19 protein-coding genes are annotated in these 26,224 nt (G+C 45.1%); 17 read left to right on the top strand and 2 right to left on the bottom strand.

What is annotated here, in order from left to right; all coding sequences use genetic code 11:
• Positions 1-31 precede the first annotated feature (31 nt).
• Positions 32-2,149, bottom strand: a complete 2,118-nt coding sequence (locus tag RXX31_RS06430) for an alpha-galactosidase (protein ID WP_317588253.1) — start codon at positions 2,147-2,149, stop codon at positions 32-34.
• Positions 2,150-2,441: 292 nt separating this feature from the next.
• Here RXX31_RS06430 and RXX31_RS06425 point away from each other — a divergent pair, with 292 nt between their 5' ends.
• Positions 2,442-3,341 (top strand): helix-turn-helix domain-containing protein, encoded by a 900-nt coding sequence (locus RXX31_RS06425; RefSeq protein ID WP_317588252.1) that lies wholly within the window; start codon positions 2,442-2,444, stop codon positions 3,339-3,341.
• A 128-nt stretch (positions 3,342-3,469) separates the two neighbouring features.
• On the opposite strand, the gene RXX31_RS06420 is transcribed toward RXX31_RS06425, so the two are convergent.
• Positions 3,470-3,826, bottom strand: coding sequence for a hypothetical protein (locus tag RXX31_RS06420; RefSeq protein WP_317588251.1), 357 nt, complete (start codon positions 3,824-3,826; stop codon positions 3,470-3,472).
• Positions 3,827-4,104: 278 nt separating this feature from the next.
• On the opposite strand from RXX31_RS06420, the gene RXX31_RS06415 reads away from it, so the two are divergent.
• The 16 genes from RXX31_RS06415 (at position 4,105) to RXX31_RS06340 (ending at position 26,085) form a co-directional block, all read left to right on the top strand.
• Positions 4,105-4,335, top strand: a complete 231-nt coding sequence (locus RXX31_RS06415; RefSeq protein WP_317588250.1) for a PAS factor family protein — start codon at positions 4,105-4,107, stop codon at positions 4,333-4,335.
• Between the two features lie 199 nt (positions 4,336-4,534).
• Positions 4,535-5,119 (top strand): DUF4255 domain-containing protein, encoded by a 585-nt coding sequence (locus RXX31_RS06410; RefSeq protein ID WP_317588249.1) that lies wholly within the window; start codon positions 4,535-4,537, stop codon positions 5,117-5,119.
• A complete protein-coding gene (locus tag RXX31_RS06405; RefSeq protein WP_317588248.1) occupies positions 5,119-5,925 on the top strand; it encodes a hypothetical protein in 807 nt (268 codons plus the stop codon). The genes RXX31_RS06410 and RXX31_RS06405 overlap by 1 nt, the downstream gene beginning before the upstream one ends.
• Before the next feature lie 226 nt (positions 5,926-6,151).
• Positions 6,152-7,705 (top strand): phage tail sheath family protein, encoded by a 1,554-nt coding sequence (locus RXX31_RS06400; protein ID WP_317588247.1) that lies wholly within the window; start codon positions 6,152-6,154, stop codon positions 7,703-7,705.
• A gap of 82 nt (positions 7,706-7,787) precedes the next feature.
• On the top strand, positions 7,788-8,267 hold the full coding sequence (locus RXX31_RS06395) for a phage tail protein (protein ID WP_014231707.1): 480 nt from the start codon (positions 7,788-7,790) through the stop codon (positions 8,265-8,267).
• A gap of 85 nt (positions 8,268-8,352) precedes the next feature.
• Positions 8,353-8,796, top strand: coding sequence for a phage tail protein (locus tag RXX31_RS06390; RefSeq protein ID WP_014231706.1), 444 nt, complete (start codon positions 8,353-8,355; stop codon positions 8,794-8,796).
• 22 nt (positions 8,797-8,818) lie between these two features.
• Entirely contained in the window at positions 8,819-9,025 is a 207-nt protein-coding gene (locus RXX31_RS06385; protein ID WP_268669251.1) for a DUF5908 family protein, read from the top strand.
• Between the two features lie 2 nt (positions 9,026-9,027).
• Positions 9,028-9,693: a peptidoglycan-binding protein gene (locus tag RXX31_RS06380; RefSeq protein WP_317588246.1), complete on the top strand. Its 666-nt coding sequence runs from the start codon at positions 9,028-9,030 to the stop codon at positions 9,691-9,693.
• A gap of 12 nt (positions 9,694-9,705) precedes the next feature.
• Positions 9,706-11,499 (top strand): type VI secretion system tip protein VgrG, encoded by a 1,794-nt coding sequence (gene vgrG / locus RXX31_RS06375; RefSeq protein WP_317588245.1) that lies wholly within the window; start codon positions 9,706-9,708, stop codon positions 11,497-11,499.
• 25 nt (positions 11,500-11,524) lie between these two features.
• Positions 11,525-11,824, top strand: coding sequence for a PAAR domain-containing protein (locus RXX31_RS06370; protein ID WP_014231703.1), 300 nt, complete (start codon positions 11,525-11,527; stop codon positions 11,822-11,824).
• A gap of 24 nt (positions 11,825-11,848) precedes the next feature.
• A complete protein-coding gene (locus tag RXX31_RS06365) occupies positions 11,849-12,298 on the top strand; it encodes a GPW/gp25 family protein (RefSeq protein WP_020333193.1) in 450 nt (149 codons plus the stop codon).
• A complete protein-coding gene (locus RXX31_RS06360) occupies positions 12,295-16,335 on the top strand; it encodes a hypothetical protein (protein WP_317588244.1) in 4,041 nt (1,346 codons plus the stop codon). The genes RXX31_RS06365 and RXX31_RS06360 overlap by 4 nt, the downstream gene beginning before the upstream one ends.
• Before the next feature lie 2 nt (positions 16,336-16,337).
• Positions 16,338-17,165, top strand: a complete 828-nt coding sequence (locus RXX31_RS06355; RefSeq protein ID WP_020333191.1) for a hypothetical protein — start codon at positions 16,338-16,340, stop codon at positions 17,163-17,165.
• A 2-nt stretch (positions 17,166-17,167) separates the two neighbouring features.
• Positions 17,168-19,537 (top strand): hypothetical protein, encoded by a 2,370-nt coding sequence (locus RXX31_RS06350; protein ID WP_317588243.1) that lies wholly within the window; start codon positions 17,168-17,170, stop codon positions 19,535-19,537.
• The gene (locus RXX31_RS06345) at positions 19,534-23,337 is read left to right on the top strand and encodes a contractile injection system tape measure protein (RefSeq protein ID WP_317588242.1); all 3,804 of its coding nucleotides are present in this window, start codon (positions 19,534-19,536) and stop codon (positions 23,335-23,337) included. Before RXX31_RS06350 ends, RXX31_RS06345 begins: the two co-directional genes overlap by 4 nt.
• Before the next feature lie 12 nt (positions 23,338-23,349).
• A complete protein-coding gene (locus tag RXX31_RS06340; RefSeq protein ID WP_317588241.1) occupies positions 23,350-26,085 on the top strand; it encodes a hypothetical protein in 2,736 nt (911 codons plus the stop codon).
• Positions 26,086-26,224: the final 139 nt, after the last annotated feature.

The following is a 26,224-nucleotide window of genomic DNA, read 5'->3' as shown; positions in this document are numbered from 1 at the left end:
AAAACCGTTTTTAATTATTCGAAGTATCGAATCAATTTACCTTCTCAACTTTGATTAACATCGCTGTTTCCGGATCTAATAGCGGCATGCTTAAACCAACCTCTTTACACCACTCACCACTCAGTTCACAACCAGCTTCAGTCCAAGGTGGCTGGAACACGACAATGTCGTTGTAGTTGGCTGGTTTGTCTAAAACATAAATGCGGTAAGTCGCTTTATCATCCAGACCCAGTATACGCAGGTTGCCACTCAGCGAGTGCGTTGGCATATCAAGTTGAGCGACCATCACAACGGCTTCAGATTGATCTTCCGATACCACTGATAACACTTGATGTGAGCTGTCATCGGTTGGTGTTCGCCACATTTTTCCTGTGTGCAGTAGCGACCTTAATTGCTTGTGCAACGCAACATAATGAGCAAAGTTCGCTTTTTCATTGCTATCTTCTTTCACCGGATCAAGCTCTATTCCCATATGACCAAACAGTGCCGTCAATCCACGGAACTCAATGCTATGACGGCGGCGAGTACAATGACACTTATCAGAACCAATATGGCTACCCATCACCTCTGGCGGGAAGAAGTAACTCATTCCACGCTGGATCCCTTGTCTTTCTAAGGCATCATTATTATCCGAAGGCCAGAAACGGTCGGTGCGTTTCAAAATTTCGTAATCAATACGGCCACCGCCACCCGCGCAAGACTCAATACTGACATGAGGGAATTTGGCTCTTACCTTATCGACTAACTGGTAGTAACGCTCTGTTTGTTTGCGACCAGAAGCCACGCCATCATGCGCCGGCTGAACGATTTCTCGGTTCATATCCCACTTGATGTAGCGAATATTGTAGGTGCTTAAGAAATGATCCAATCGTTCATATAAGAAGTTGAATGCATCATCGTTTTGTAAATCAATAACATGTTGATGTCTGCCGGTTGGTTGATCATAACCGTCGACAGCCAGTAACCAATCAGGATGTTCGCGGAATAAATCTGAGTCTTTGTTTATCATTTCAGGCTCAAACCACAAACCAAACTCCATGCCCAACGCGTTAACGTGTTCGACAACTGGCTCGAGACCATTCGGGTATTTGCGCTCATCCAGGAACCAGTCCCCCAATGCCGCAGTATCATCGTCACGACCTCTGAACCATCCGTCATCGATGATAAAACGCTCCACTCCCATTTCTGCTGCCTGCGAAGCCATTTCCATGATGTATTCAGGATCGTGATCAAAATAGATCCCTTCCCATGTATTCAAATGCACCGGGCGTAACTTATTCTTAAAGTCTTCAGCGATGATCGAGTGCCTTACATGTGAATGGAATTGATGACTCATCTCGTTAAGCCCATTCTCGCTGTAACTCGCATACAACCATGGGGTAGAGATACTTTCCCCTTTTTCCAGCGCGACTTCTCCAGGGAAGTAAATGACTTCTGCCTGCATCATACGACGACCATCCGTTTTTACATCAGCACGTAATCGATGGTTGCCACTCCAAGCAAAATGGAATCCCCAAACATCGCCTTGTGTCTCACTGAAGTTAGACGTACCAGCGACCATTGCCGGGTAGTGTTCATGTGACGTTCTGCCGCGTCTATTCTCTTGCTGATAGCCGTTATGAAGCAGTGGCTGACGTTGTGTTTGAAATTCTCTAGCCCAACGACCGTGGAATGTCATCAGTTCATTGACTCTTACAGGTAATGGCATTGAGTTCGCAAAGCGATTAACCCAGTACTTCCCTGATTGAACGTTAGTGAGTGTGTGACGAGTCTTTACAACATCAAATTCATCTAAACAAATTTCCGTCAACAGTTGTAAGCCTGCCTGTTCGTCTTCACTTGCAAGCGTAACTTGGCCATCACTTTGTTGAATATTTTTAAGGAAGAATACTGGCGCCCAGTCCTGACCATCGCGATGCCCCTCCAATCCAGGGCTGCTGAATACGCCGCGACCAAGTTCAGGCAAAGTCGTCATTGCTACGTCTTTATCTAAGCGTCCATGTGGAACTGGACGGAGTAAAGCGGTGCGAGAGTTGTCTAAGCCGCCACTTAACTTCTTACCCCAGTGTAGAATTTCTGCAAAATCACCAACCTCAATAATAAGTTGGGACTCCGTTCCGCTTAACTCAATTAATTTTTTTTCTTTCATTACATCTTACTCGATATGTGGCAAACGATTAACTTGCAATCAAATTAAACGACTCTTCTTTTGTCATCAAATCGAAAAAAACACCCACATCACCAAACCTTACTTTTTAAGAGTCTTTATATAAAAAGCGAAACCAAAATTCATATGCAACACTCAATACAAAACCTCACAACCCTTTACACACTAACCCACAAAGCCAATCCAGATCACATTTCAAATAAACACCATCTGGTAGTCTTATCTCGAAAACTTACTTTATAGAACTCCCAAAACGTTACCTGGACAATTTTATATGCATCATTTGGAAGTATTTCAGTCTGAAAACGTCAACTATTTAGTCAACGATATGCGCTCAGCACCGCTACTTGATGTCGACACTGAGTTGAGTTTTGAGCAACGCCAACCTTTTTACATGGCTGACTACCATTGGCATCAGCAAGTCGAGATAAACGTGCTGCACAAAGGGACGCTCGAATACGGGATCAACAATGCCAGCGTGCAAATATCTGCGGGAGAGATGGCCGTGTTTTGGGCAGTGACACCGCATAGAGTAAGTAAAGTCAGTGATGATGCTCTGGTCGGGATCATTAATATTCCCTTGAGCGCTTTTCTAGGTTGGGTGCTACCACAAGAGTTTGTGCAACAAATTATGCATGGTGGGGTGATCACCGCGCACACCGATGGGATCGTCAGCCTTGCCGAAAGTAATCGTTGGCTCAACTGTTATCACAGTGAAAATAGCGTGAGAAATGGAATAGTCAGTGACGAGGTTTGTTTAATGCTGCGACGTCTCTGCTCGTTCGATTATAAAGTCGAAATGTTCAGCTTTTTGCGTAACGGCTCCTCACGCCACCCCAATGATACGGGTTACAAAAACGTGCAACTTATGCTCGATTACATTGCTAAAAACCACAACAAAGACATCAAGGTCGATGACATCGCAGCCCATGTGAAACTGCATCCGAAATACGCGATGGGACTGTTTAAAAATATGCTGAGTGTCTCGATAAAACAGTATTTAATTATTATGCGCATTAACCACGCGAAAGTGTTGCTGAGTAACACTCGAAACCCGATAAAGAATATCGCCAATGACAGCGGATTTAAGCATCCGGGCTCCTTTTTTGCCGCATTTAAAAACCACGCAGGTATCACGCCGCAACAATTCCGAGACCAAACCCAATCTGCTTAGCTCTCCTATTAGTGGTCGCTCTTTAAAGTGACCACTAATAAATATTATCGGGTTCGGTGCAGCTAAGAAAACAAATACTCAAAGGCATTTAAGCGCATGAGATAATCGCCATGCTGGAATGAGCGTTTTCAGCTAAGCGCGCGAAAAGCTAATAAAAGCTCGGAGCAAACGTATTTAAGTAACAGATCACTTTCATCATCGCAGGATAAGTCGAGGTGAAGTTTGGTCGTATTGCCCTTACCCGTGACTTCTACAAGCAGCTTTCTCTCGTCGCCTTCCAATGGAATGTTGAATAACCTCAACAGAGCTTCCGCTTGGTCAGCAGCGTTCTCAAACTCCAAATCGTGCTGATATTCAAGGAATACCTCTTCTCCTTTTACACAGCAAGTAAATCGGCCGGGTTGGAGATAGGTACCAAGCTGATATTCAAGGTCAGCCATGTGTTCTGCCACGGTAGAAAGACGATTGTTTAGTTTACTTAACATATTGTCACCTTTTCTTTCGCTCATCTCCGTACATTAAAGCTTATAAATTGGCGCTTAAGGTGGATTTTGCTCAAATCTTTAATGATTTCTTCAGCTTTAATGCAAACCCGCTCATTAGGATAGTTAAATCCACTAGTAATAAAAACCACACCAAACTATTCATCCATTGATTTGGATCAATACATCTCAAACCAAGTGATATGTGACCCAAGCGTCAGATTTTCGTCTTGCAAACCATTACACTATATGCACCCCCAACGATAACAAACCTGATAACCATGAAAAATATTATTTATGACACGCTAGTTAGCCTTGCCAGCCAAGAACCAGAACAACACGCTAAAATCCGTCAAGACTTATATGAGCAGCTCGATCTCCCTTTCGATAAGCAGCTTGTTTTGTACACATGTGCACTTGGCCCAGCAAGTTCGGGTAAGCTCGACAATCGCGAGGCGCTTAACAACACGGTAGAAAGCGTGGTTAAATTACTGGAAACGCCTGAACGCTAATTTCCTAGTATTTAACAAGGCCCGTCATCCCGCGGGCCTTTTTTGATCCCTTCCCTTTACGGCTAGAACCATTCAACAACCCACTGTATCACGCCGTTTACCTACCCAAATTAATCGAGCGAAGCCAAAGAATTTGTATCCGGTGTACAGCAATTCGATTAAACCTAGCTAAACTGAGTTTTAACAGAGAGAGAAAACTATGTTAGATAGCTGTCTTGAGTACCTGTGTGAACGTATGAATCAGTCAATAAACTCAGCTTTTGATTTGTCAGACAACTTAGTCATTGTGGCTTCCCCTTCTGATATTAATAAGCAAAGTAATGGCTCTAATGAAAATAAAGTGCTTATTTTTATTAGCGGTCTGGAAAGAGATCCCTTCTCTAAGGGAGGAAATATCGCCGCTTTCCAACCCACGTCTCGATCCGCAATACCGAACAAGCCTCTATTTTTAGCGGTTTCCGTGGTGGTTGCTGCAAACTTCTCTGCATCCAATTACACCGACGGCTTAAAAATATTGTCTCATTTACTGGCATTTTTTAATCGAAACCCGTTATTCAATCGACAGAACGCCCCCGATATGCCGGAGTTTATCGAACAAATTGCGATGGAAATGGCGACTCTCACTGAAGCCAATTTGAGCCATATGTGGAGCATGCTTGGTTCCCATTACCTGCCATCATGCGTTTATCAGGTGCGTGTTGCGATCCCAAACAGCGAAGCGGTATTGCTGCAATCTGGGCCGTTAAATTTCGTCAAATCTAACTTACAAAAACGGGAACAATAATGTCGAATTATGTCCCCTATATTGTTCTTTCGGTCAATCATGATTACTTTTCTAACAGTCGCATGAGCGTACCTATTGATGTGGTTCCGACAAACGATACTATTCAATGGCTAAAGCATAACTACATGTTTTTAAAGCCTACACTTGATGGATTATGTGTTGTTGCAGACATAGATATGCTGAAAGAGATCTCTGCACCTGACTCTCCTGCTTTATTGCAATTTAAAGTGTTCAGTAAAGACCCACTATTTCGTAATTATACCGATATTCCATTGTCCACGCCGATGTCGGTTGCACTATTCGAGATGCATTTAGGTAGTGAGTCGCCTCTTTCGGTGTCTCCCAAACAATGGTTGACCGCTGAAGATATTATCAGTGGTGATCAATACGCTGCTATTTCAGAATTTGAATTAAGTCAAAACCTTGTCGGAATAATAAACCTGACCATTAATGAAGCGTATTTTTATAATGAAAACAGACAAGTAATATTAAATTACAGCCACACTTACGCTTATTGGCAGTATTATTTTTTTACCGACAATGAGTCGAAGGAATATCAAATTATCGACTCCAACGGCGAACTCACGTTTAAAAACATTGGGATACAGCATCTCAATCATAAGCCTTGCCTAGTGTTCCGCTCCAATACCTCGCTACCCGTTGTACAACGTTCTGATTTGTCACTTCAACTCAAAGCAAACCATAAAATCATCTACCGTCGTCTAGCCTCCGCCAGCCCTGCACACATTGAAATTGAAACAATGGATAATCAACCTCAACGTCTATGTCATATTTTTTTGGCGTAGCGATAAAAACTGTTTTTAAATTGAAAACAGTGATTTACATTCCAAATAAATCTTAATGATACAAAAATCAGTTTGCACATCTAATATTAATTTAAATGCAGTGCATTTTGTTTACTACATTATTTATTAGTAACTGCCTCGCTATGACAGCAGTACTGGGTGAAGTATTACTCTGCTAATCGCGAGCATTTGGTAACCATTCAATTCTCACTTAAAGGATTTAACTATGGTTGTAATGAAAACACCGGGCGTTTACATAGTTGAGAAAAATGCCTTCCCCAATTCTGTTGTCGAGGTCGCTACTGCTGTGCCAGCGTTTATTGGCTATACAGAGAAAGCTGAAAATGGCGGAAAATCGCTGAGTAAAGTACCCTGGCGCATCACTTCGATGTCAGAGTTTCGCCAGTACTTCGGTGGCGCGCCGTTACCAACTTTTGAGATCAGTGAAGCTGGTGATGATGCGAGTGCCGCGGTCGCTTTTAGCCAACAAGGTACGGCTTATCAGATAAAGCAATCGAATACACGCTATACACTCTATCACAATATGCTGTTTTTCTTTCAAAATGGCGGTGGGCCTTGCTATATCGTATCGGTTGGAAGCTATAGTGACGACCTTGATCCAGGCGTTTTAAAAGGGGGAATTGATCCGCTGATTAAAGAGCCTGAGGCTACCATGCTCGTGATCCCTGAAAGTGTGCAACTGGCAGAAGAGGCGTGCATTAATGTCCAGCAAGCCATGCTCGGACATTGTGGTGGTAAAATGAAAAATCGAGTCGCGATACTCGATATCTGGGAAGGATTTAAAGATCGTCAGGATCCAAGTGGGGACTGTATCGAAAACTTCCGTTCCAAACTTGGTATTAATTATCTGGATTATTCCTCGGCTTACTACCCTTGGCTCAATACTTCCATCGTGCAGGACAGTGATGTTAACTTCCATAACATCAGCAACTTAGATAAGCTTTCTGAATTACTCACCAATGAAGTCAACGAGGCCTTTAAAGATCTTGATGGCCTTTCCGAAGATGAGCTCAACAGCGGCGGTAATAAACTTCGCGTTACGCGCAAACAGCAGATGCTTGATGAAATTGCTAAGCTCACGACAGATTTACCTGATCAAGAGCAGGTACTGCTTAATAAGGTGCTACAAACCATCAGCCCACTTTACCAAACCATCATGAAGGAAGTGAAGCACCAACAAAATATACTTCCTCCAGCGGCGGCAATGGCTGGTGTCTATACCATGGTCGATAATTCAAGAGGAGTATGGAAAGCACCAGCTAACGTCAGCCTAAACGCCGTTGTCTCTCCAACGGTTAATATCAGCGATGACGAACAAGAAGATCTCAACGTTACTACTCAGGGTAAATCCATTAACGCGATTCGACCATTTGTTGGTGAAGGCATCTTAGTTTGGGGTGGACGCACACTTGATGGTAACAGCCTTGACTGGCGATACATTAACGTTCGTCGAACCATGATTATGCTTGAAGAATCTATCAAACTTGCCTCAAAGGCTTATGTTTTTGAGCCGAATGTCTCCAGTACCTGGGTATCGATGGAAAGCATGATTGGTAACTTCCTATACGGCATTTGGAAACGTGGCGGTCTGGCGGGGGCATCCCCTGGCGAGGCATACAGCGTTAGCGTCGGGCTGGGTAAAACAATGACCGGCGACGATATTCTAGAAGGTATTTTGAGAATTACAGTGTTGGTAGCCATTAGTCGCCCGGCTGAATTCATTGAGATTACCTTCCAGCAAAAAATGCAAGAATCATAATTACTTAGTACTCAAAAGCGCAGAAGGCTTTTAGCCGTAGTCCTTCGTAACTTTATGAACGAATTGTAGAAAGGAGACTACCATGGCAGATGATGGTTCAGCTCAATCAGAAACCGTATGGCCGATGCCCAAATTCCATTTTGAAGTCAAATGGGATGGTGGTGCTGGTGCCGACGCAAGTATGGTCGCCGCATTCCAGGAAGTATCGGGTCTGGATACCGAAGCCCAACCAATTGAATACCGCGCAGGCAACAGCAAAGTGTTCTCGACGATCAAGATGCCGGGGCTAGTGAAAACCAGTAACGTCACTTTGAAAAAAGGCATTTTTAAGAGTGATAACAAGTTCTATGACTGGTTTAGTAAGATCCAAATGAACACTATTGCTCGAACCGCCGTCACCATCAACTTACTTGATCAAGATAGTGGTGTGGTGATGAGCTGGAAACTAAAAAATGCGTGGCCAACAAAAGTAACAGGCACCGACTTGAAATCCGACGGTAATGAGGTTGCCGTAGAAACCATAGAACTGGCACATGAAGGGTTAGAAATCACAACCTCATAGTGCAACTCATTGGCTTGGTTGTCGTGCTTGATGCGTTAACCAAGCCAGTTTGTGGCATACAAAGCGTTATTGGAGATCTGAGCTTATGGCAGATGAATGGCCCCTACCCGCGTTTTACTTCAGCGTAGTGATCGGTAACAACCAAGATGATTCTGCTTTTCAGGAAATCTCTGGTTTAGAAGCTCAAATAGATACCGAAGACTATCAGGAAGGCGGAAATAATCTGGTCTATCACCTACCTAAAGTGATCAAACACTCTAATCTGACGCTAAAGCGGGGTATCGCTGATTCCAGTTCGGCATTGGTGAAATGGTGTCAGGACACGCTTGAAGCGCAACTTTCCAAAGCAATCGTCCCAAAAACGGTCTCGGTCCGATTGCTTGATGAAAAAGGCTCTCCATGCCGGGTATGGGTGCTCTATAACGCCTACCCCGTTAAATGGCGAGTTGAAGGGTTCAACTCGACGAAAAATGACGTTGCGATTGAAGAAGTTGAGATCTGTTACAGCAGAGCAAGCCGCACAAAATAGCCGTTCAAGAGGTGACTAACGTATGCCTATAGAAATCAAACAAATGTCGATTCGTTCCAATGTCACGACTGAAGAAAAAGAATCATCGAAACAAAAAAAGGAGCACCAATGTGACGGCGCGGATAAAGGCGCAGGAGCTCTCTCCGAGGTTTCTTCTCAACACACGGCGCAATTCCAAACCATAAAATGGATGCACCGTAAACTCCAGCAAGAAAACAGAGAGCGCTAGGCATGGTCGATAAGCTAAAAATTGAGTCGATTGCAGCTTCCGGTAATACCGCAACCACCTTTAATGCCATGCTTAATCCAAATTCCATCAAGCAGGATTATGGCATTGGCTATACCGATGACCCTTGTAAACACCGACAATCTCAGGGCGATATAGCGCCGACAGTGCAGTTTCAGGGATACCAAAGTGAGAAACTCAGTTTTGAATTAATGATCGATGCCACGGGTGTGGTTGAGTATAAAAAAGGAAAGTCCGTTCAAGACCAGCTGACTCTGCTTCGGAAAGTGATCTACGACTATAACGGAAAGCAGCACGAACCGAACCCAGTAAAAATCAGTTGGGGGACGGCGCTTAGCTTTCGTGGACGCCTCACGTCCATGTCTGTCTCTTACGTACTTTTTGATTCAAGTGGTGTTCCTTTACGCGCAACCGCTACCCTAGACTTTACTCAATTTCTCACTGAGCAAGAGAAAGAAGCACTTGCCAAAAAGTCCTCCCCCGATCTGACACATCATGTCGTTTTTAAAGCGGGTGACACCTTACCGGGACTTTGCCATCAAATTTACAAAGACAGCTCCTACTATTCCAAAGTGGCGGCATACAACCAATTACCTAGCGTGCGAAATATAGCACCTGGTACCAAGCTCTATTTTCCACCTCTGAGCTAAAAGTGAGGCGACATGGCAGCATCTCCCACCGAGACCAATCGTGACATTGTCACGTTAAGCATCAAATCAAATGGCAATGTCATTGAGAGTTCAATTGGCATTATCTCGGTCAATGTTTTTTATCAGGTAAACCATATTGCCTATGCAGAGCTTGAGATCCGTGATGGAGACATCGCTGATCAAACTTTTGAAGTCAGCTCAGGAAACACATTTAAGCCAGGGTCAACGATCACTATCGATGCTGGCTACGGAACGGAAGACGAAACCATCTTCGAAGGCGTGGTGACCAATCATGCTATTCGCATCAGCGAAAACAACCAAACCACGCTCAATGTGACATGCAAAGATCAAGCGGTTGCCATGACGATAGCGAGAAAAAGCCAATGCTATTTGAAGCAAAAAGACAGCGACATCATTAATTCTCTTATTAGCAACTACTCGAGTATTACGGCTGACAGCATAGACAGTACTCCTGTCGAACATGACGAACTGGTTCAGTTTAACTGCAGTGACTGGGACTTTATGCTGACTCGCGCAGAGGCAAATGGCTTGGTGGTAGCAAACCAGCAAAACAAACTGTCGGTAAAAGAGCCCTCTGTTAGTGATTCCGCGGCACTTGTCGTTACCTACGGTACTGATCTGATCAATTTCTGCGCAGAAGTCGACGCACGTTATCAATTTAGTAGTGTAACCAGTACCGCCTGGGACCCAAGTACACAGGCAATGCTATCGCAACAATCTGCAGCGACCGAGATTAGTAATCAGGGGAATTTATCAGCCAGCGAACTGGCAAACGTGCTAGGTATTAGTGAATATCGAATGCAAACCTCAGCCAGTTACACCCAGGACAGCCTGACCAACTGGGCAAAAGGACAACGTGCGAAGTCGATGCTTGCCAAAGTACGTGGCACTGTCACGTTTCAAGGTAATGCAAAGGCGCAAATTAATAGTCTTATCGAGTTAGCAGGCGTTGGCGATCGATTCAACGGCTCTCACTATATCGGCGCGGTACATCACAGAATCGAGCAAGGTCAGTGGCTAACGACCGTTGACTTAGGGCTTGCTCCGGTATGGTCTGCAGAGCATCGTGACCTCGGTGCCCCACCCGCCTCGGGATGGCTTCCTCCCGTGGACGGTTTACAGATCGGTATAGTAACTCAGCTCAATGAAGACCCAGAAACCCAATATCGAATCAAAGTAAAAGTACCCGCATTAGGTGACACCAATAACGAGGTTTGGGCAAGGCTTTCCAGTTACTACGCGACTAACGAAAGTGGCAACTTTTTTATTCCGGAAATCGACGATGAGGTCGTGCTCGGTTACCTAAACCAAGATCCCGGCCAGCCAATCATTCTCGGCAGTTTGTACAGCAGTAAAAAATCGATGCCTTATGAACTCACCCAAGAGAACTACACCAAAGCGATAGTGACTAAAAACAAACTCAAAATAGAGTTCGACGATGACAAAAAGGTCATCACCATCACTACGCCCGGTGAAAATTCGATCACCATTAGTGACGATGAAAAGTCCATTACGCTCGCCGATCAAAACAGCAATACCGTCACTTTAGACGACAGCGGAATCACGTTGGATTCCCCTAAAGACATAACCATATCGGCGGGCGGAAACATTTCGCTGAAATCAACCGGTGATACCAGTATCGAAGCGACGGGAGACACCAACATAAAGGGAATGAACGTTTCAGCAGACGCCACCACTTCGTTAACCGCCAAAGGCTCTGCCAGTGCAGAACTGTCTGCTTCAGGGAATACAACCATTAAAGGCGCAATCGTCAATATCAATTAGCAACTGATTTAAAGAGGACATCAACATGCCACCAGCAGCAAGAATTACCGATATGCACGTATGTCCAATGGCGACGCCAGGCGTTCCTCCCGTTCCCCATGTCGGAGGTCCGGTGATTGGGCCTGGCGTACCCACGGTGTTGATCGGGAAAATACCCGCTTCGGTCGTTGGTGATTCATGCACATGTGTTGGCCCCCCATCCACCATAATAAAAGGTTCGGCGACCGTGATGATTGGCGGAAAACCAGCAGCGCGAATTGGTGACAGCACGAACCACGGTGGCAATGTTGCGATGGGTTGCTTCACAGTGATCATTGGCGGTTAGTTTTCAATGTAAAGGGACTGGACTATGGACAGAGACAATGGATTCTTGGGGACTGGTTGGGCGTTTCCTCCCACCTTTACCTCCGACAACTGCTCGGTCGAACTGTGCAGTAACGAAAAAGACATCAAACAGAGTCTTGCGATCCTCCTCTCTACCTCACCCGGCGAACGCCTGATGCACCCTGAGTTTGGGTGCCGAATTAACCGTTTTGTTTTTGCTGAACTAACAAAAACAACATTGACTGAAATGGAATACGAGATTCGGCAGTCGATATTGCTGTTTGAATCACGTATTGACCTGGATTCGTTAACGCTGACGCCCGTTCCGCTAAACGGGAAAATAATGATTGAGCTTGATTATCAGATAGTCACCACCAACACGCGAGACAACATGGTGTATCCGTTTTATCTGCAAGAAGGCACTCTGGTTAGCCCTGATCTTCTGCCTGATCTCGGTTCGGGAGATGCTTTATGACGCAACAAAACGAACGAGGTAACGTTGCACTTAGCCCTCACTTCTTTCAGCCCTACGAGCTCAGCTTCGAACAGCTCATCCTATGGGCGAAAAAGTTTGCCGAGCTTGTCCCTTATATGGATGAGAACAAGCAGGTAAAAGGGAATTGGAGTGCGATGTTTGAACAAAATGAATTGGTGGTTTGCGCTGCAATACTAAGCATGGATGAAGCTGCATTAAAACGTCAGTTCAAACAAGCACAATGTCTGGATGAAGATCAAACGCTAGAATTTATTCTTCACCTTTTTACTGTGTTAAACAGCTGGTACCGACACTTACCGAGCACACCAGAAATAAGCTATGAGTTAAAACTTCGCCTGCTCAACCGCTATCAGGCTCAACTTAATGCCCCATTACAACAACTATTTAATTGCACGCCCAAAAACCTCATCAATAAATACGAGCATCTCGACCCTTTGTGGAAACTATCTGATTCATCCCAGAGCGAAAAACAAGCGGCTCAATTAACCAACATCAAAGAGGAAGCACAACATTGTCTGTCTAAGATTCTGGTGTTAATTGAGTCCTTAAAGCAAGACTGCCGTGATACGTTCACGCAATCTCTGCATCATGGTGAACACCCTCCACAGCTTGCTCTGTTTCTCAGTTTCTTAAAACTGTTTAAGCGCGCTCAAAACAAGATCAATCAGTTTACTCACAAGCATCTTTTGTTTTATTACCAAGACGTTTTGAACCAGTATCCGCAAAGTGCAGAAGAAGCACCTGTGTTCCTCAAATTGTCTCAAGGTAAAGCGAGCAAGACGCCCGTGATCATCAACAAAGGGCAAGCCTTCACTCCCGGCAATACAGCAACGTTTGAGCCGATAGAATTTCGCACCAACTACGCCATGTCAGTGACCAATGCGGAAGTGAAAAAGGCGTTCGGTTTTACACTTCGACGTGATCCTCTGATTTCTCCAGAGAAAGAGCTCGGTTTTAATTCTGGTATTAGTCGTCAGAAAATTGAGCTAAATCCGATGCAGACAGGTGCTCAAAGTGATAATACCCAAGCGTTCAAGATGTTTGGTAGCCACCAGATTGATGATGACAGCCTTGAGAAGCATCTTGGACTGGTGATTTCAGATCCAATACTCTCTTTGGCTGAAGGTCATCGAGAGCTCACTTTACAATTTCAACTTCAAGAAGTGGGCAATGGCATTGTGTATCAAAGATTATCTCAGCTCTATATCGAACATGATCAGGAACGCTCCATAACGCAAGAATCCAGTAAGTTGAGAGATGCGTTTGAAGCCGTTGTTAATGAAATCGTTTTATTGCAAGTGCCAGTGATTGGAAGTTGGCTGTACGAAATACAAAGCAAAGCGCTTGTCGACAAAGTTAACGACGATAGGATTTTACAGTTGGCAGACAAAGAGCCGACTCAACAACTTCGCGCCGTGTATCGTGGTGTATTACTCGCGCTGCTAGAGGAAGTCGCGTCAAAACCCACCCAAGATCTCCACGCCATGGAGCAAAAAGAGCGATTTTTCCGGGTGCTTGGCCAGTTAGTGTCACGTTACGCATTAAATCACGTTGAGTGGCTATCAAACGAAGACATAAACAAGATCAAGTCACTGACTGAGCAGCTGATTGACGAGCATGTTCTCGATGAGTCGGTCAACGCGACGGTAAACTTACTGCTCGGTTATTCGCGTATTCAGACCTTTTACCAATTATTTGAAGAGATATTTGATGTCGCCATTTCCACTGAAGAAGGATGGCAGCTCGTCGATTGTGCTCAGATCATTCCGATTGAAAACGACAGCGACTTTACCATGGGGTTTGGTCTGCATATCCGGCTTGAACCGGGTTTCCCCGCGACAAAAGTGCCTACCCCAGCCATTCACAACTCGAAATGGAATTTTACTGCGCCAGCATTAAAGCTGTGTTTAAAAGCGCAGAGTAATTGCTTCCCCTACACTATCTTCCGCGATTTTGAATTCGCTCAGCTTTTGATGGAATGCCGTGTAAAAGGAGCAACACAAGTACAGCTGTTTAATCAGGATGGTCAGACCGATCCAAGCCGGCCCTTCTTGCCACTGGGAGCCCAACCCAAAGATGGCTCCTATTTGGTTGTCGCAAGCAAAGAATTCGCCATCAAGCACCTTAAACAGCTCAGTTATCACCTCGACTGGTCTGGATTACCACAGGGAAGTGATGGGTTCCGTGACCACTACAATGAGTATCCTTTCCCTTATCGAAACCATAGTTTCAAAGTGGTAACTGAAGTACTAAATAACGGGCGCTGGGATACAACAGATGATGGCCCACAAAGTTTGTTTTCACCGCAAGACGGCGCATTAGATCGCGAGAATATTTTAACGTTTGGCAATATCAGTAACAGCTATACGCCAACAACTCAAACGTGGCCCCAGACACCATACAGCCCTCAGTCAAATATTCGTAATGGTCTGTTTAAGATCACCCTGGTGACACCAATGGATGCTTTTGGGCACGATCAATATGGATTGCTTTTGAGCAAGACACTGACAGCGAATGCGAAATCGAAAAAACAGCAATCTTTGCCAAAAGCGCCATATACCCCGATGTTAAACCGTCTGTCGATTAACTACGTAGCCAGACACAAAATCGGGCTGGGTGATATGACGACGAAAACCCAGTGTCGAATGATCCACCTCCACCCATTTGGTGAAGTGGAAATCTATCCACGAAACGAAAAACACAAGTTCGCTTATCCTCGCATCCTGGCTCACTACAAAGAAGACAGTCACTTGTTTATCGGCTTAACGGCGTCAGAGCTCTCAGGCTACCTCAATCTATATTTTCTGCTTGGTGATAAAGCAAAGATGTTGACGCCTTATCCGTCTACGGAATATCAGTGGTATTACCTTGTGGGCGAACAATGGGTCGAACTTCCGGCAAAACACATCATTCATGACACAACGCACCGATTTTTGACGTCCGGCATCATCACGTTGGATATTCCGGATGCCATCAATACCGAGCACAATATTATGCCGTCGGATTTATATTGGCTTAGAGTCAGTACAAACCAAGGCATTGATCAATATCCAAAATGTTACCAAATTGCAACGCACGTCATTCAAGTGGAAGGCGGACGAAATGCAGAACCGCAAACACCACCCTTTGCGTTCTGGCAGTGTCTGAATAAGCCTGCGAATCTGGGTGCCATTACGCAACTCACTCCGATACAACAATTAAAACCAGATGAGAATTTTGATCATTGGGTCACGAGAACCAGTGAGCATCTACGACATAAAGGAAAAGCAATAACCCCATGGGACTATGAGCGCCTGGTGTTGGAACAGTTTCCTGATATCGACGCCGTAAACTGTTTCGCAGCTAAACAATTTGACTCTAACTCGCACAAACCCGGACATATTTTGCTCACGGTAATTCCGGTGCACAACGACTGCAATCACACCCCGTGTCAGCAGCGTTACATCGATTCAACCACTCTTATCGCAATACGTGATTACCTCAGTACGATTGCCCGCGCCCACACTCAAATTGATGTCCGCAACCCCGGATATGAAACGCTACAAGTTCGCTGTTCTGTAACGTTCACTGAAGGTACTCACCATGGATTAGCGTTACGTCAGTTGGAGTACGCCATCATGCAGACGCTTTGCCCCTGGAACAGCGAAGGTATGAACATGGGTTTGGGATGGCAGTTATCGCTGTCAAAATTAGCCGCATTCATCGGTAAACAAAAACAGGTGACCAGCGTCAGTGGTCTGTCAGTACTTAAAATAAGCCATCATTCAACCAGCAAGTATCACTTACAAGACAGCGCACGAACTGAAGAACCCATTGGCGCAGAACTTCCATGGTATTTACTGGTGCCATCTCAGCACCATTTCATCACCATTGCGCCCAAGCATCAGCAAGCGGCACCGGTTCCTGCCGGTGTAGGAGACCTTGTTATCGGCGAAGAGTTCATCATCAACACTCAGCCCCAATCATCACATAACGGTGAAGAGACGCCTGTTCAGCATCATAAGGGGACGGATTAACTATGCCAAAACGCAATAGAAGTACACTCAAAAACTTTTTTCAACCCGGCAATATGCCCTCTGCGGAGCATTTCGCGGACTTGATCGACTCCTGCGTCAATCAGGTTGAGGATGGATTTGAGAAACCGCCTGCAACTGGCTTGCAATTGACCGCTTTAGATCAGGAGCACTTGCTGAGTTTTTATCAGCAAAGTGATCGCAATACTGCCCTTTGGCACGTAGGTTTAGCAGCGAAGACCACCAACTTGCATTTTAAGGCTAACCCACTCGCCAATGTTACGGATTCAGATGAGGATGACGCTCCCGAAACCAATTTGACGCTCACTCCGAGTGGTAATGTCGGGATAAAAACCGAAACGCCAGAACACGAGCTCGATGTAAAAGGCACCGTTTCTTCACAAGGCCGACGCGGAACAGAAACGGTCGACGCTCTGATTCCTGCTGACGGAAAATGGCACGACATCACGGAAACATTAGAGGGTTGCCAAATGCTTGAAGTGGTCGCGGGTATCGGCATCCGACACACTGGCCGATATGCGATGCTCCACGCGATCGCCATTAATACATGCGCGCCGAATCACTGGTGGTGGCAATGGCGCAGAAAAAATCCAATAAAGGCGCAACACGCATTCTTTCGCTCTCCTGCGGACAAGTTAAAACTGAGGTGGCTGCATGAAACTGAAAAAGGCACGAAGCGACCTTATCGACTGCAAATTCGAACCAACACCAGTTATGGAGATAACCGATATATCCGCTATCACATCACGAAATTATGGGATGACGACTACATGACCAATTGCGAGATTGTTCAAGAGGATAAACAGGCCTGATTATGTCGGTGACCATATCGAAGCAAGAACATCAAAACGACCCGGATAAGTTTGAACGCTTGTTCCAGCTTGGTATTACCTATATCCAACAATTAGGTGGCAAAGTTTGGACAGACTACAACACCCACGACCCTGGCGTCACCATTCTGGAACAAGTCTGTTTTGCACTTACCGATATTATCTATCGCAGTGATTTTGCCGTATGCGATCTCTTGGCGGACGATTACGGTCGCATTGATTACCCGTATTACGGGTTGGCTCGCCCCGATGAAGTGTTATCTGCTCCGCCTCAAATACCGAGCGAGTATCAGGACTTTATTGTCAGAACAACGCCGCAACTGGAGCAAGTTTGGTTTCAAAGCTCAGAACAATACCCACACTTGGGCCTTTATCAGATTTCCGGGTTATTACAACGTTTCTTTAGACGCCAGCAACACGCTTTGCAAACCAAGGACGAGGATTCCAATCCGGAAAAAAAAGACCCTACCATACAAAGTATTCTTCAAACCTACCATCAGATAAGAGGATTAGGTGAAGACATCGAAGAAGTAAATGTTATTGGAGAAACTTGCATTCATCTGGCAGCCACTATCGAGATAAGTAATGATGGAGTCGATGCAAATCAGATAGCCGCTAACATCTATTATCAGTGCGCGCATTGGTTGAGACAAAGAACCAACGGAGACTTAAGTGAGCTTGAAGATCTGATTTTAAGCAGTGCCAGCATTCAACAAGTTAAAGGTATCAGGTTCGAAGCCGAAACACACCCAGATGAACCCATCGTGGTAATATCAGAGATTCCTGAGTACGCCAGTTTAATCATGCCAGAAGCCGATTCAGATATTCGCCTTGAGATTGTACAAAACCAGCATGTCATCGCTCTTGACGTTGCCGATGTGGTCATTCAAATTGAGCAACAATTGCAGCAGCAAACCATACAGCGTCAGCATTTAACGACCGCAATGCCACTTCCATCCGGTCATCACCGCGATCTCAGTAGCTACGACTCCATCCAAACCTTATTCCCGCGAAACTATCAATTGGCCACAAAAACCAATACTGGCTACGATCCAAAATCCCAAGCACAACGTCATCAATTGCGCAGTTACCTGTTGCTGTTTGATCAATTGATGGCCAATTTTTGTGAGGATCTGACAAAGCTGCCCGAGTTGTTTTCTACTTCATTGAGTCAACCAACCAGCTACCATGTCCACACGCTGACGCCTCAAGAATTCAACGATATCAACACCCATTACCCTGCCGACGCAAAGTCGAAACTGCAAGCGCTGCAATCCGAGTTTGATAATTTTCCGGAGCGTAAAGGTCGAATCTACGATTACCTGATCGCACTTTATGGCGAACAGTACCCCGATACGCTTCATCGTGCGTTTAACCCATATTGTAGAGAGCAAGATATTGATTGGCTGTTGCTAGAACACAAACAGCGATTTATTCGCAACATCGCAACCATTAGTAATCAGCGCGGTTTGGGTAATAACTTGCTTAACCCGAGTCACACCGGCGGATATCAACAAAGGTTATCGATTCTGCTCGGCATGAACGCCTTGAATAATGAAGATGAGGGGACAAACCTCAATATCAGTCGCTACCTTTTGAATATCGTCACTGACGAAGACTATCTAAGCAGCGATATGGGACAAAAAGCGGTTTTCGAACTTAAAGAAACCGTATTACCCAATCTCGAAACGCTACCGGAAAGCCAAGAGAAAATATCACTTTCTACTCAGCAAAAACGTCAAATTCGCGCTTCGGTCTACGCATTAGATGCTCAAACGCTACCTGAATCGCTGTTGCAATTTGGCATCGATAATCAACGCTACCGGATACTCAAACGCTCAAGAACGGGTGACTACCGACTCTTCTTTGACATAGGAACAAACGAAGAGAAACGTTGGCTATACATAGGGCGTTACAACCACAAACAAAAGCTGATACGTTTTTGCCATTGGTTGCAAGCGTGGCTGGTCGAAATCAATCAGCAGACAGAAACGCTGCACGTAGTGGAGCCAATCACACTCCGCCATCCCGAGAGCGACATTGAATCGCTGGCCAATCAGGTCTGCGTAGCTATGCCGGGATTCACCGCCCGTCACCGCAGTCCTTTGTTCCGACAACAAGTAGCACAACTGATCAGAACGAATACTCCGGCTCATCTCTGTGTTCACTTAATGTGGCTAGATTTCAATGCCTTTTCTGAGTTTGAAAATCTGTATCACGCGTGGAGAAAACAAAAAGCGTCAACCATCCAGCTATCTAGTCGCGAGCAGAATCAACACTGCGACGAGATGGCGAAGAACCTATTAACGTTCCTGCAAAAACCAGATGCCGCGCAGGAGGCGCTAATCTTATGATCAAAGCAGGCAAAATAGCGCCTAAACCTGAGACTCAAACCCACTTGTTCAAACAAGTAGAGCTTGCTATCGAGTTTGATAACGCGGTCGATGCAGAACAGTTTGAAGCGGAGGCGTATCAATGGCTAATAAACGATCTTCTGCCTTCTATGGATGAACTTCTTAACCAGATTTGCTCACCGGATATCGTTATTTGCATTGATAAAATTGAGCTCGATACTGGCGATATTGCGAGTACAAACCTACGCCCTGCCCTGCAAACGCAGATCTTAAGGCAGCTATACCAAGAGCTTTACCGAAAGACGAGCTTGGATGCTTCGGCCAAGATGCGAAAGTCGAACATTCACATGTCGCAGATCCAAGTCAGTGAAAGTATCGAGAATGGCGCTAACCAACATGAACTTGATGACTATCGCTGGCAACAAGCGTGGCATTTTATCGAAACAGGACAACTCTCCTGGCCGTTTAAATATCAACAGCAACTGTCCGAAACCGGTGTAATAGAGGCTCTGCTCAACGCTCCAGACCGCATAAACAATGCTCTCGAGTTCTCGGATAACTCTGAAACCCTCTGTTTAAGATTGGCAATGCAGCTTCCTGAACAATCATTAGCGCAACTCTTACCGCTATTAAGCCATAAAAACCGTCTCGCGGTAATGATTGCGTTACTGGAAACAGGTGGCATTCACCATGATTCAAGCCTGAAAACCCAGCTATCTCATAACTGGAACCACTATATTGATACCGCGATTTCGAACCGTAACTTGGCTGCATTGCTACCGCATTGGCATCGACTCATGGAACGATACGCATCGAGTATTCTTTTTGCGTTGAGTAAACACAGCAAAGACCCACGTTTACCCCTGCTTTTGATCCATTCACTCGACGAAAATAGACGTTTCTCTTTACTAGAACGTTTAGAGCCATTGCATTATCCATTTTTAGCCCAACTCTTATCTCGCCCTCAGCTATGGCTGCTTGCGAAAAATTCAGCCCCTGCAACCACTTCAAAAGCCGTTTATTCTGCGGTATCAAACCAACAAGTGACGCTGCAACTGTGGCACTTCACTTTCCATTACGTGCTGGTCGAGCGTGGCAGCCACTTCAATAAACAGCAGTATATGAAAAGCGTGATCGTAAAAATGGCCGCCATGTATAACCTCAACGCATCGACGTTGCTTGCTGATCTTCGTAACAGGCTCCAGATGACCGATATCGATAGTGCGCTAAGACAGCAAATGATGAAATTACTGGATGCTATAGAGCCCGACATTTTCCGCGTTAACGCAGACAAAACATCACCTAGCGATACAGATAAAGCGGCATACGAAACCCAAACCTTATGGAATACATTTACTCAAGACCACACGCGAGTTTCAACCAACACAAGTAAATCAGACTCGCTAAATGCCCTCTTACTGATCCTCCAACATGGAGATGAAAAAAGCCTGCTCCGCGCATTACCTGACGAACGTCGCTTTATCAAAGGATTATTGCTTTGGATCGGCCAACTCGCCGCCGTACGCCAGCATTGGAGCGAACACTATTCCGATGCCACTCTATTTCGATTCATCGACATTATTGAACCACGAGCAAACGAAGTGGTTCACGACATCATTTCCAACCGTCATCATCTAGAGAGGACGATCATAACGGAAACTGAGTCAAAGCCAGTTGAAGACCATGCTCTACGCAGCAGCTTGTGGCAATTTACCCTCAGCTATTTGCTGGTTGAGCGTGGCAGTGAGTTTAATAAACGCAGTTACTTGTTGTCCCTCACTCATCAAATTGCTTCGCACAGAAATATACACCATCTCGACTTGATTCAATCGCTGCTGTCTTCGTTAAATACTCAAACTAATTACCGGCTCGTGCAGTCGTTACGTTCTCTTTTACCCGCATTAAAGAGTACCAATCACAATTTGTCTTTAGAGACTCCACAAGAAGCAGATACTCCTCTTCAGGCTTACCAACACTGGTTAAACAGCGTTATTTCGAGCCACATAAATGTTCCTGTTGAAGTGATTCAGGCTCTGGCAGACGGGAAGCCCGAACAGTGGCAACGGCTATTGAAAACTGCGCGTTCTTCTCTTGATGCTAAATCACTTTCGCCCGTGATTATTGAGTTGAGCCAGTCAGGCACGATACAAAAACGCTGGATTCAACACTTTGACGAGAAAACGCTCTTAAAGCTGCTCACTCTGGTGAATAAAGACTTATCAACCGTTGCGTTTGATGTTCTCTCTATCCGCTCATGGATAGCTGATTCAATTCATGAGTTGACTGATCATTCAAAAACCAGTATCAGGTCAACGATTGATAGACTGATTTGGCAATGGATATGGGAAGCTTCGCTAACTCAGACAGGGCTATCCTTCTCAGCAGAAACGGCACTGCGTTCCATTCTTCGAACACTGAGCAATCACTTTCAAACAGAAGTCGCCCAACTTGCCCATACAATGCTAAGCAAAAGTAAACGCGATTCTAAGCTACTCAATGGCTCGAGAATAACGAACGGCAGCATTCAAGCTGTGCTTGAACAGGTGTTAATGGCACGAACATCTGGAACCGATATTTCTTCGTCTCAACATTTCCGTGGACATTCAGCATCGAGCACACAAAATGACACAATCGCGCACATTACGAATTGGGATTTTCTGCAATCGAGTCAATTTGATGAAACCAAGTTAGAACTGGCACTGAATCTCGATCATCACGCACTATGGACGCGTCTGTCTGCGGAGCTACTCAATCCAGAAAAGCTCGCGAGTTGGATAGACGGACTGACCGACCACTATCACTTTCAAGTATTCGCGAAACAATACATCGATTTCGTGCCCGTCATGGTTAGCCTATATCAGGCGTTTTCTGTGTTGATGGGAAATACACAAAAATGGAAACAGGTATTTTGGCGTGTCATCTATCACCGTTTGTTACTTCAGGGAATAACAGCAAGTGCAGTTCAATTGCTGCATGTAGTGCTCAACGACCTCACTGCTGATCCAGTCATTATGGATAAACTCGAAGACGATGATAAAAGTAACAAGACAAAACAGTTAGTAGAGAAGCTAAACTTATCCCGCCAATCAACACTATTCCCGCTGTTAAAAGAGATAAGTCGCAACATCTCAACTTTGAAGTTAACAGCCCCAGATCCACCAGCCGGTCTCGACCGTTCACAACCGCAAGTTCAACGTCTCTATAACTCAATAGAAAACGGAGCAGAACCAAGCCGTTCAGAGAGGAAAAGCAAGCCGTTATTGTGGAAAGATCCAAATGAAGAAGAGAACAAAAAATCAGAGCCCATAAGCATCAATAATGCAGGCTTAGTGCTCGCGTCCACTTATATCCCGACTTTGTTTCAACGACTCAACCTCACGGATGGCAAAGTTTTCGCCAGTGAGAAAGCTAAATACCAAGCGCTGTTTTGCCTGCAGTATTTGGTTGAAGGTCGAAGCGAAGCACCTGAGTACTTGCTGCCACTAAATAAGATTTTATGTGGCATACCGATAAGTACTCCTATCCCCAGCCAAGTGGATTTACCAAGTGAGGCTATTTCGATAATTGATGGTCTGCTCAATGCAATTATTAGTCACTGGAACTCGCTTGGTTCAACTTCGATAGAAGGCTTGAGAACAACTTTTATACAACGTGAAGGCCAACTATTAGACGAAGAAAAACAGTGGCAACTTAGCGTAATTCCCGGTGCATTTGACATGCTGTTAGACCAAATTCCCTGGAGCTTCCAAACCATCAAATTCCCATGGATGGACAAACCTCTGTTTGTCACGTGGCGGTGAGGATAACTTATCATGAATGATTTCTTCCTGAACCTGATTCATAGTCATCATCTAATTAACCACGGCCGCACTGTGCTGCGCTGGCTACTAGTCGCCACAATAGTCTGGGTGTCCTTTTTATCAGTGTCGGCACAAGCTCCATCGGCATCGACTTCCGCCTACAGTTGCAGCGGCCAATTGCCAACCAAAGATTCCCGTTATAACGGGCGTATCATTCAGCAGCAATTGAAGGTGATTTACCAGCCTGACGCGACTTATCAGGCGGCATTAAAGTCCAATGGAAGACGGTTAACCGACGGCATTTTTGGCCCAGTGACTCGCCAGTGGCTGATTAATTTTTGTAATGATTTCAACGTGTCGGATACCGTAAGTGAAACCTCCGGCAGCAGTTCAGATTTTGTTGACACAACGCTGAAAGATCTGGCACGTGCGGCAGAAATTAGTGCCGTATTCCCGAACTGGAGAGACAGTGTCGACTCAGGAGAACTGCTAACTTTGAGTTCATCACAACTGGCTGAGCTCTTAGCGCCAGATCTGATTCCCGGCTCTACCGGTTCTTCATCGTCAGGCTCTCAAGCCAATATACCAAGCTATTACTACCAACTGACTGATAATGACCTCAACAGACAAGCGACGCTCACTGCACTCACCGCCTTAGGAAAGCAGCAGTTCTCACAAAGAAACGAACTCTATAACCAGTTAGTGACGCTTATTGACCAGCTTGATGTCACGTTCAACCCGGCACTGGACCTTAATAGCTTTATTCAATCTCAGAGTATTGACCAAGCGACACAAAGTAATAGTGAAACCGAAAGTACCACCACATCCCAAACCAGCAAAAATAGTGACGCTACAGACTCTGGATCAAGTTCCGATACAACGACAGGCTCCGGTTCTAGTTCTAGTTCTAGTTCTAGTACAACGTCCAGTTCTGCGCCTAGTTCAAGCTCCAATACTGATTCAACGGCTTCTTCTGCCTCAGATTCAAATAGCAGCTCTACAGAAAGTTCAACAACATCTGACGGAGAAAGCAACAGTGACACCAGCCAACAAACGGCTGATACTGATGACGGAAAGAGTGTGACAGAAAGCAGCACCACTGCGACAACGAAAACCACAGCCCCTTTGATAACCTGGCAACTAGATAGTGATGCCCTTGCAACCGCACTACAAAAGCAGAACATCTACGTCGTACCTGCAAGTCTGCAAAAACTACTTGAGCCTATTGCTAATCAGGTTTTCGCCAGCGAGTATTTGATGCAAGCGGCAATGACGCTTGAAGGTATAGATACTTCGTCGAGCGACGCAGAGAATGTACTCAAAGTAGCCTATAAATCAGGGCTTGCTCCTGATACGAGTACACCAGTGGTCTGGGAAGCACCGGCGGGTTGTGGTTGTCAGGACAGTCGCGACTCCATTTTTAACGATGCAACTTTCTATGGCTTTTTTCCATACTGGTATCAATCCGAAGAACAGCAAGTCATCAATTTTAGTCAGCTTGACCGCATCGGCTTTTTTGGTGCAGTGGCAAAGCCAAGCAACAGTGGTAGTTTGTTAGTATTGCCGCCGAATTGGAAGCCAGAGCCAGATAATACTCAGTTTATTCGATTGGCTCATCGCTATCGCAGCGAGGTCGACCTTGTTGTGACAACGCCAAGAGACTTAACTTTAGTGTCCCTAATCGAGCTTTTGGATAAGCCATTAATCGATCAATTGGTAGACGCCATTGATCAACCGCTCGACAGCAGCTTCATTAATCGAATGAAGCCAATCATGACCTTAGGTATCGAACCAGTCCCTAGCATTGGCGATGGTATTACACTGGATATCGACTTATCGGTGCTTAAAACATCTCAGAGTCAGCAAATATTTATTACCTTTGTACGCGAACTCAAATTTGCTTTACTCAAGCAAGAAGGATCTGACATTGCCAGCAGTAGCGATGTGGTAGCAAGTCCACATGATCGCTATTTTCTCAACGTTGTTATACCTGCCAATCAGGTTCTTAGTGAAGACTCTTCCAGTTTCTATCAATTTGATAACCTCAATGCTCTTGGCCAAGTGACAAATTTAATGATCATACGCCCTCAGGTTGATACCGCTGACACAACTGGAACAAGTGGTCAAAGCAATTCATCTCAAGAGGCCATCGCACAACAAGAACTGACTCAAATACAGGAATTCCATCACTGGTTGAGCAACCAAAGCGATCAGCTCGCGGTTGAAAAACTGTTTAAACAGATTGTTCCTATGCTCATTACTGAATTTAACCGTAACTCAGAAATCGAGCTAACACAGCTACTTCACCTTTCAAGCTGGAGCTTTATCGGTGCGGCTTACCAGCCTATCCCACTGAATGACCTAAGCCAGCAATTGGTGGACGATACCTTTTATCCAAAAACTTCGTCACTACCATCCATGTTCGCTGCATTACAAGAGCAGATTCTGGTTGTGATGGACTGGATCTGTCCAAACCGATGGTTATTACGCACGATACTGTTTGTTGTCTTTATTGGCATTACCGCCGTACTCATCATCAGCAACTGGTATTACGAACTCAGAAAATATCTCGTTCAACTGCCATTCGTCCTGCTATGTATCGGCTCTCTGGCTGCATTAATGTTGGTGTTTGTCGCAGACCCATACTTTAAAGCCTATCAGGTTCCGATATTACTTGGATTTATGGCGTTAATTATATGGATATTGTTGGTGGTCAGATGGCTGACAATGGAGGGGGATAAGCCTTAGGGGGTATGTAATAGGTGGACTATATAATATATTCACCGTATCAAGGCACAAAACAGTCTTTAAGAAAAAATAGTGCCTATAAGCATACCTTTCCCGATACTAAATTAACTTATATGAATCACATTAATTCAACATGTTA

Source organism: Vibrio sp. EA2, from assembly GCF_033042495.1.
GTDB lineage: Bacteria > Pseudomonadota > Gammaproteobacteria > Enterobacterales > Vibrionaceae > Vibrio.
This window is presented reverse-complemented; position numbering and strand designations above follow the sequence as displayed.

What these genes read in the sequence shown, in the direction of transcription:
- RXX31_RS06430 (WP_317588253.1), bottom strand. Translation starts at nt 2,149, where the DNA reads ATGAAAGAAAAAAAATTAATTGAGTTAAGCGGAACGGAGTCCCAACTT.
- RXX31_RS06425 (WP_317588252.1), top strand. Translation starts at nt 2,442, where the DNA reads ATGCATCATTTGGAAGTATTTCAGTCTGAAAACGTCAACTATTTAGTC.
- RXX31_RS06420 (WP_317588251.1), bottom strand. Translation starts at nt 3,826, where the DNA reads ATGTTAAGTAAACTAAACAATCGTCTTTCTACCGTGGCAGAACACATG.
- RXX31_RS06415 (WP_317588250.1), top strand. Translation starts at nt 4,105, where the DNA reads ATGAAAAATATTATTTATGACACGCTAGTTAGCCTTGCCAGCCAAGAA.
- RXX31_RS06410 (WP_317588249.1), top strand. Translation starts at nt 4,535, where the DNA reads ATGTTAGATAGCTGTCTTGAGTACCTGTGTGAACGTATGAATCAGTCA.
- RXX31_RS06405 (WP_317588248.1), top strand. Translation starts at nt 5,119, where the DNA reads ATGTCGAATTATGTCCCCTATATTGTTCTTTCGGTCAATCATGATTAC.
- RXX31_RS06400 (WP_317588247.1), top strand. Translation starts at nt 6,152, where the DNA reads ATGGTTGTAATGAAAACACCGGGCGTTTACATAGTTGAGAAAAATGCC.
- RXX31_RS06395 (WP_014231707.1), top strand. Translation starts at nt 7,788, where the DNA reads ATGGCAGATGATGGTTCAGCTCAATCAGAAACCGTATGGCCGATGCCC.
- RXX31_RS06390 (WP_014231706.1), top strand. Translation starts at nt 8,353, where the DNA reads ATGGCAGATGAATGGCCCCTACCCGCGTTTTACTTCAGCGTAGTGATC.
- RXX31_RS06385 (WP_268669251.1), top strand. Translation starts at nt 8,819, where the DNA reads ATGCCTATAGAAATCAAACAAATGTCGATTCGTTCCAATGTCACGACT.
- RXX31_RS06380 (WP_317588246.1), top strand. Translation starts at nt 9,028, where the DNA reads ATGGTCGATAAGCTAAAAATTGAGTCGATTGCAGCTTCCGGTAATACC.
- vgrG (WP_317588245.1), top strand. Translation starts at nt 9,706, where the DNA reads ATGGCAGCATCTCCCACCGAGACCAATCGTGACATTGTCACGTTAAGC.
- RXX31_RS06370 (WP_014231703.1), top strand. Translation starts at nt 11,525, where the DNA reads ATGCCACCAGCAGCAAGAATTACCGATATGCACGTATGTCCAATGGCG.
- RXX31_RS06365 (WP_020333193.1), top strand. Translation starts at nt 11,849, where the DNA reads ATGGACAGAGACAATGGATTCTTGGGGACTGGTTGGGCGTTTCCTCCC.
- RXX31_RS06360 (WP_317588244.1), top strand. Translation starts at nt 12,295, where the DNA reads ATGACGCAACAAAACGAACGAGGTAACGTTGCACTTAGCCCTCACTTC.
- RXX31_RS06355 (WP_020333191.1), top strand. Translation starts at nt 16,338, where the DNA reads ATGCCAAAACGCAATAGAAGTACACTCAAAAACTTTTTTCAACCCGGC.
- RXX31_RS06350 (WP_317588243.1), top strand. Translation starts at nt 17,168, where the DNA reads ATGTCGGTGACCATATCGAAGCAAGAACATCAAAACGACCCGGATAAG.
- RXX31_RS06345 (WP_317588242.1), top strand. Translation starts at nt 19,534, where the DNA reads ATGATCAAAGCAGGCAAAATAGCGCCTAAACCTGAGACTCAAACCCAC.
- RXX31_RS06340 (WP_317588241.1), top strand. Translation starts at nt 23,350, where the DNA reads ATGAATGATTTCTTCCTGAACCTGATTCATAGTCATCATCTAATTAAC.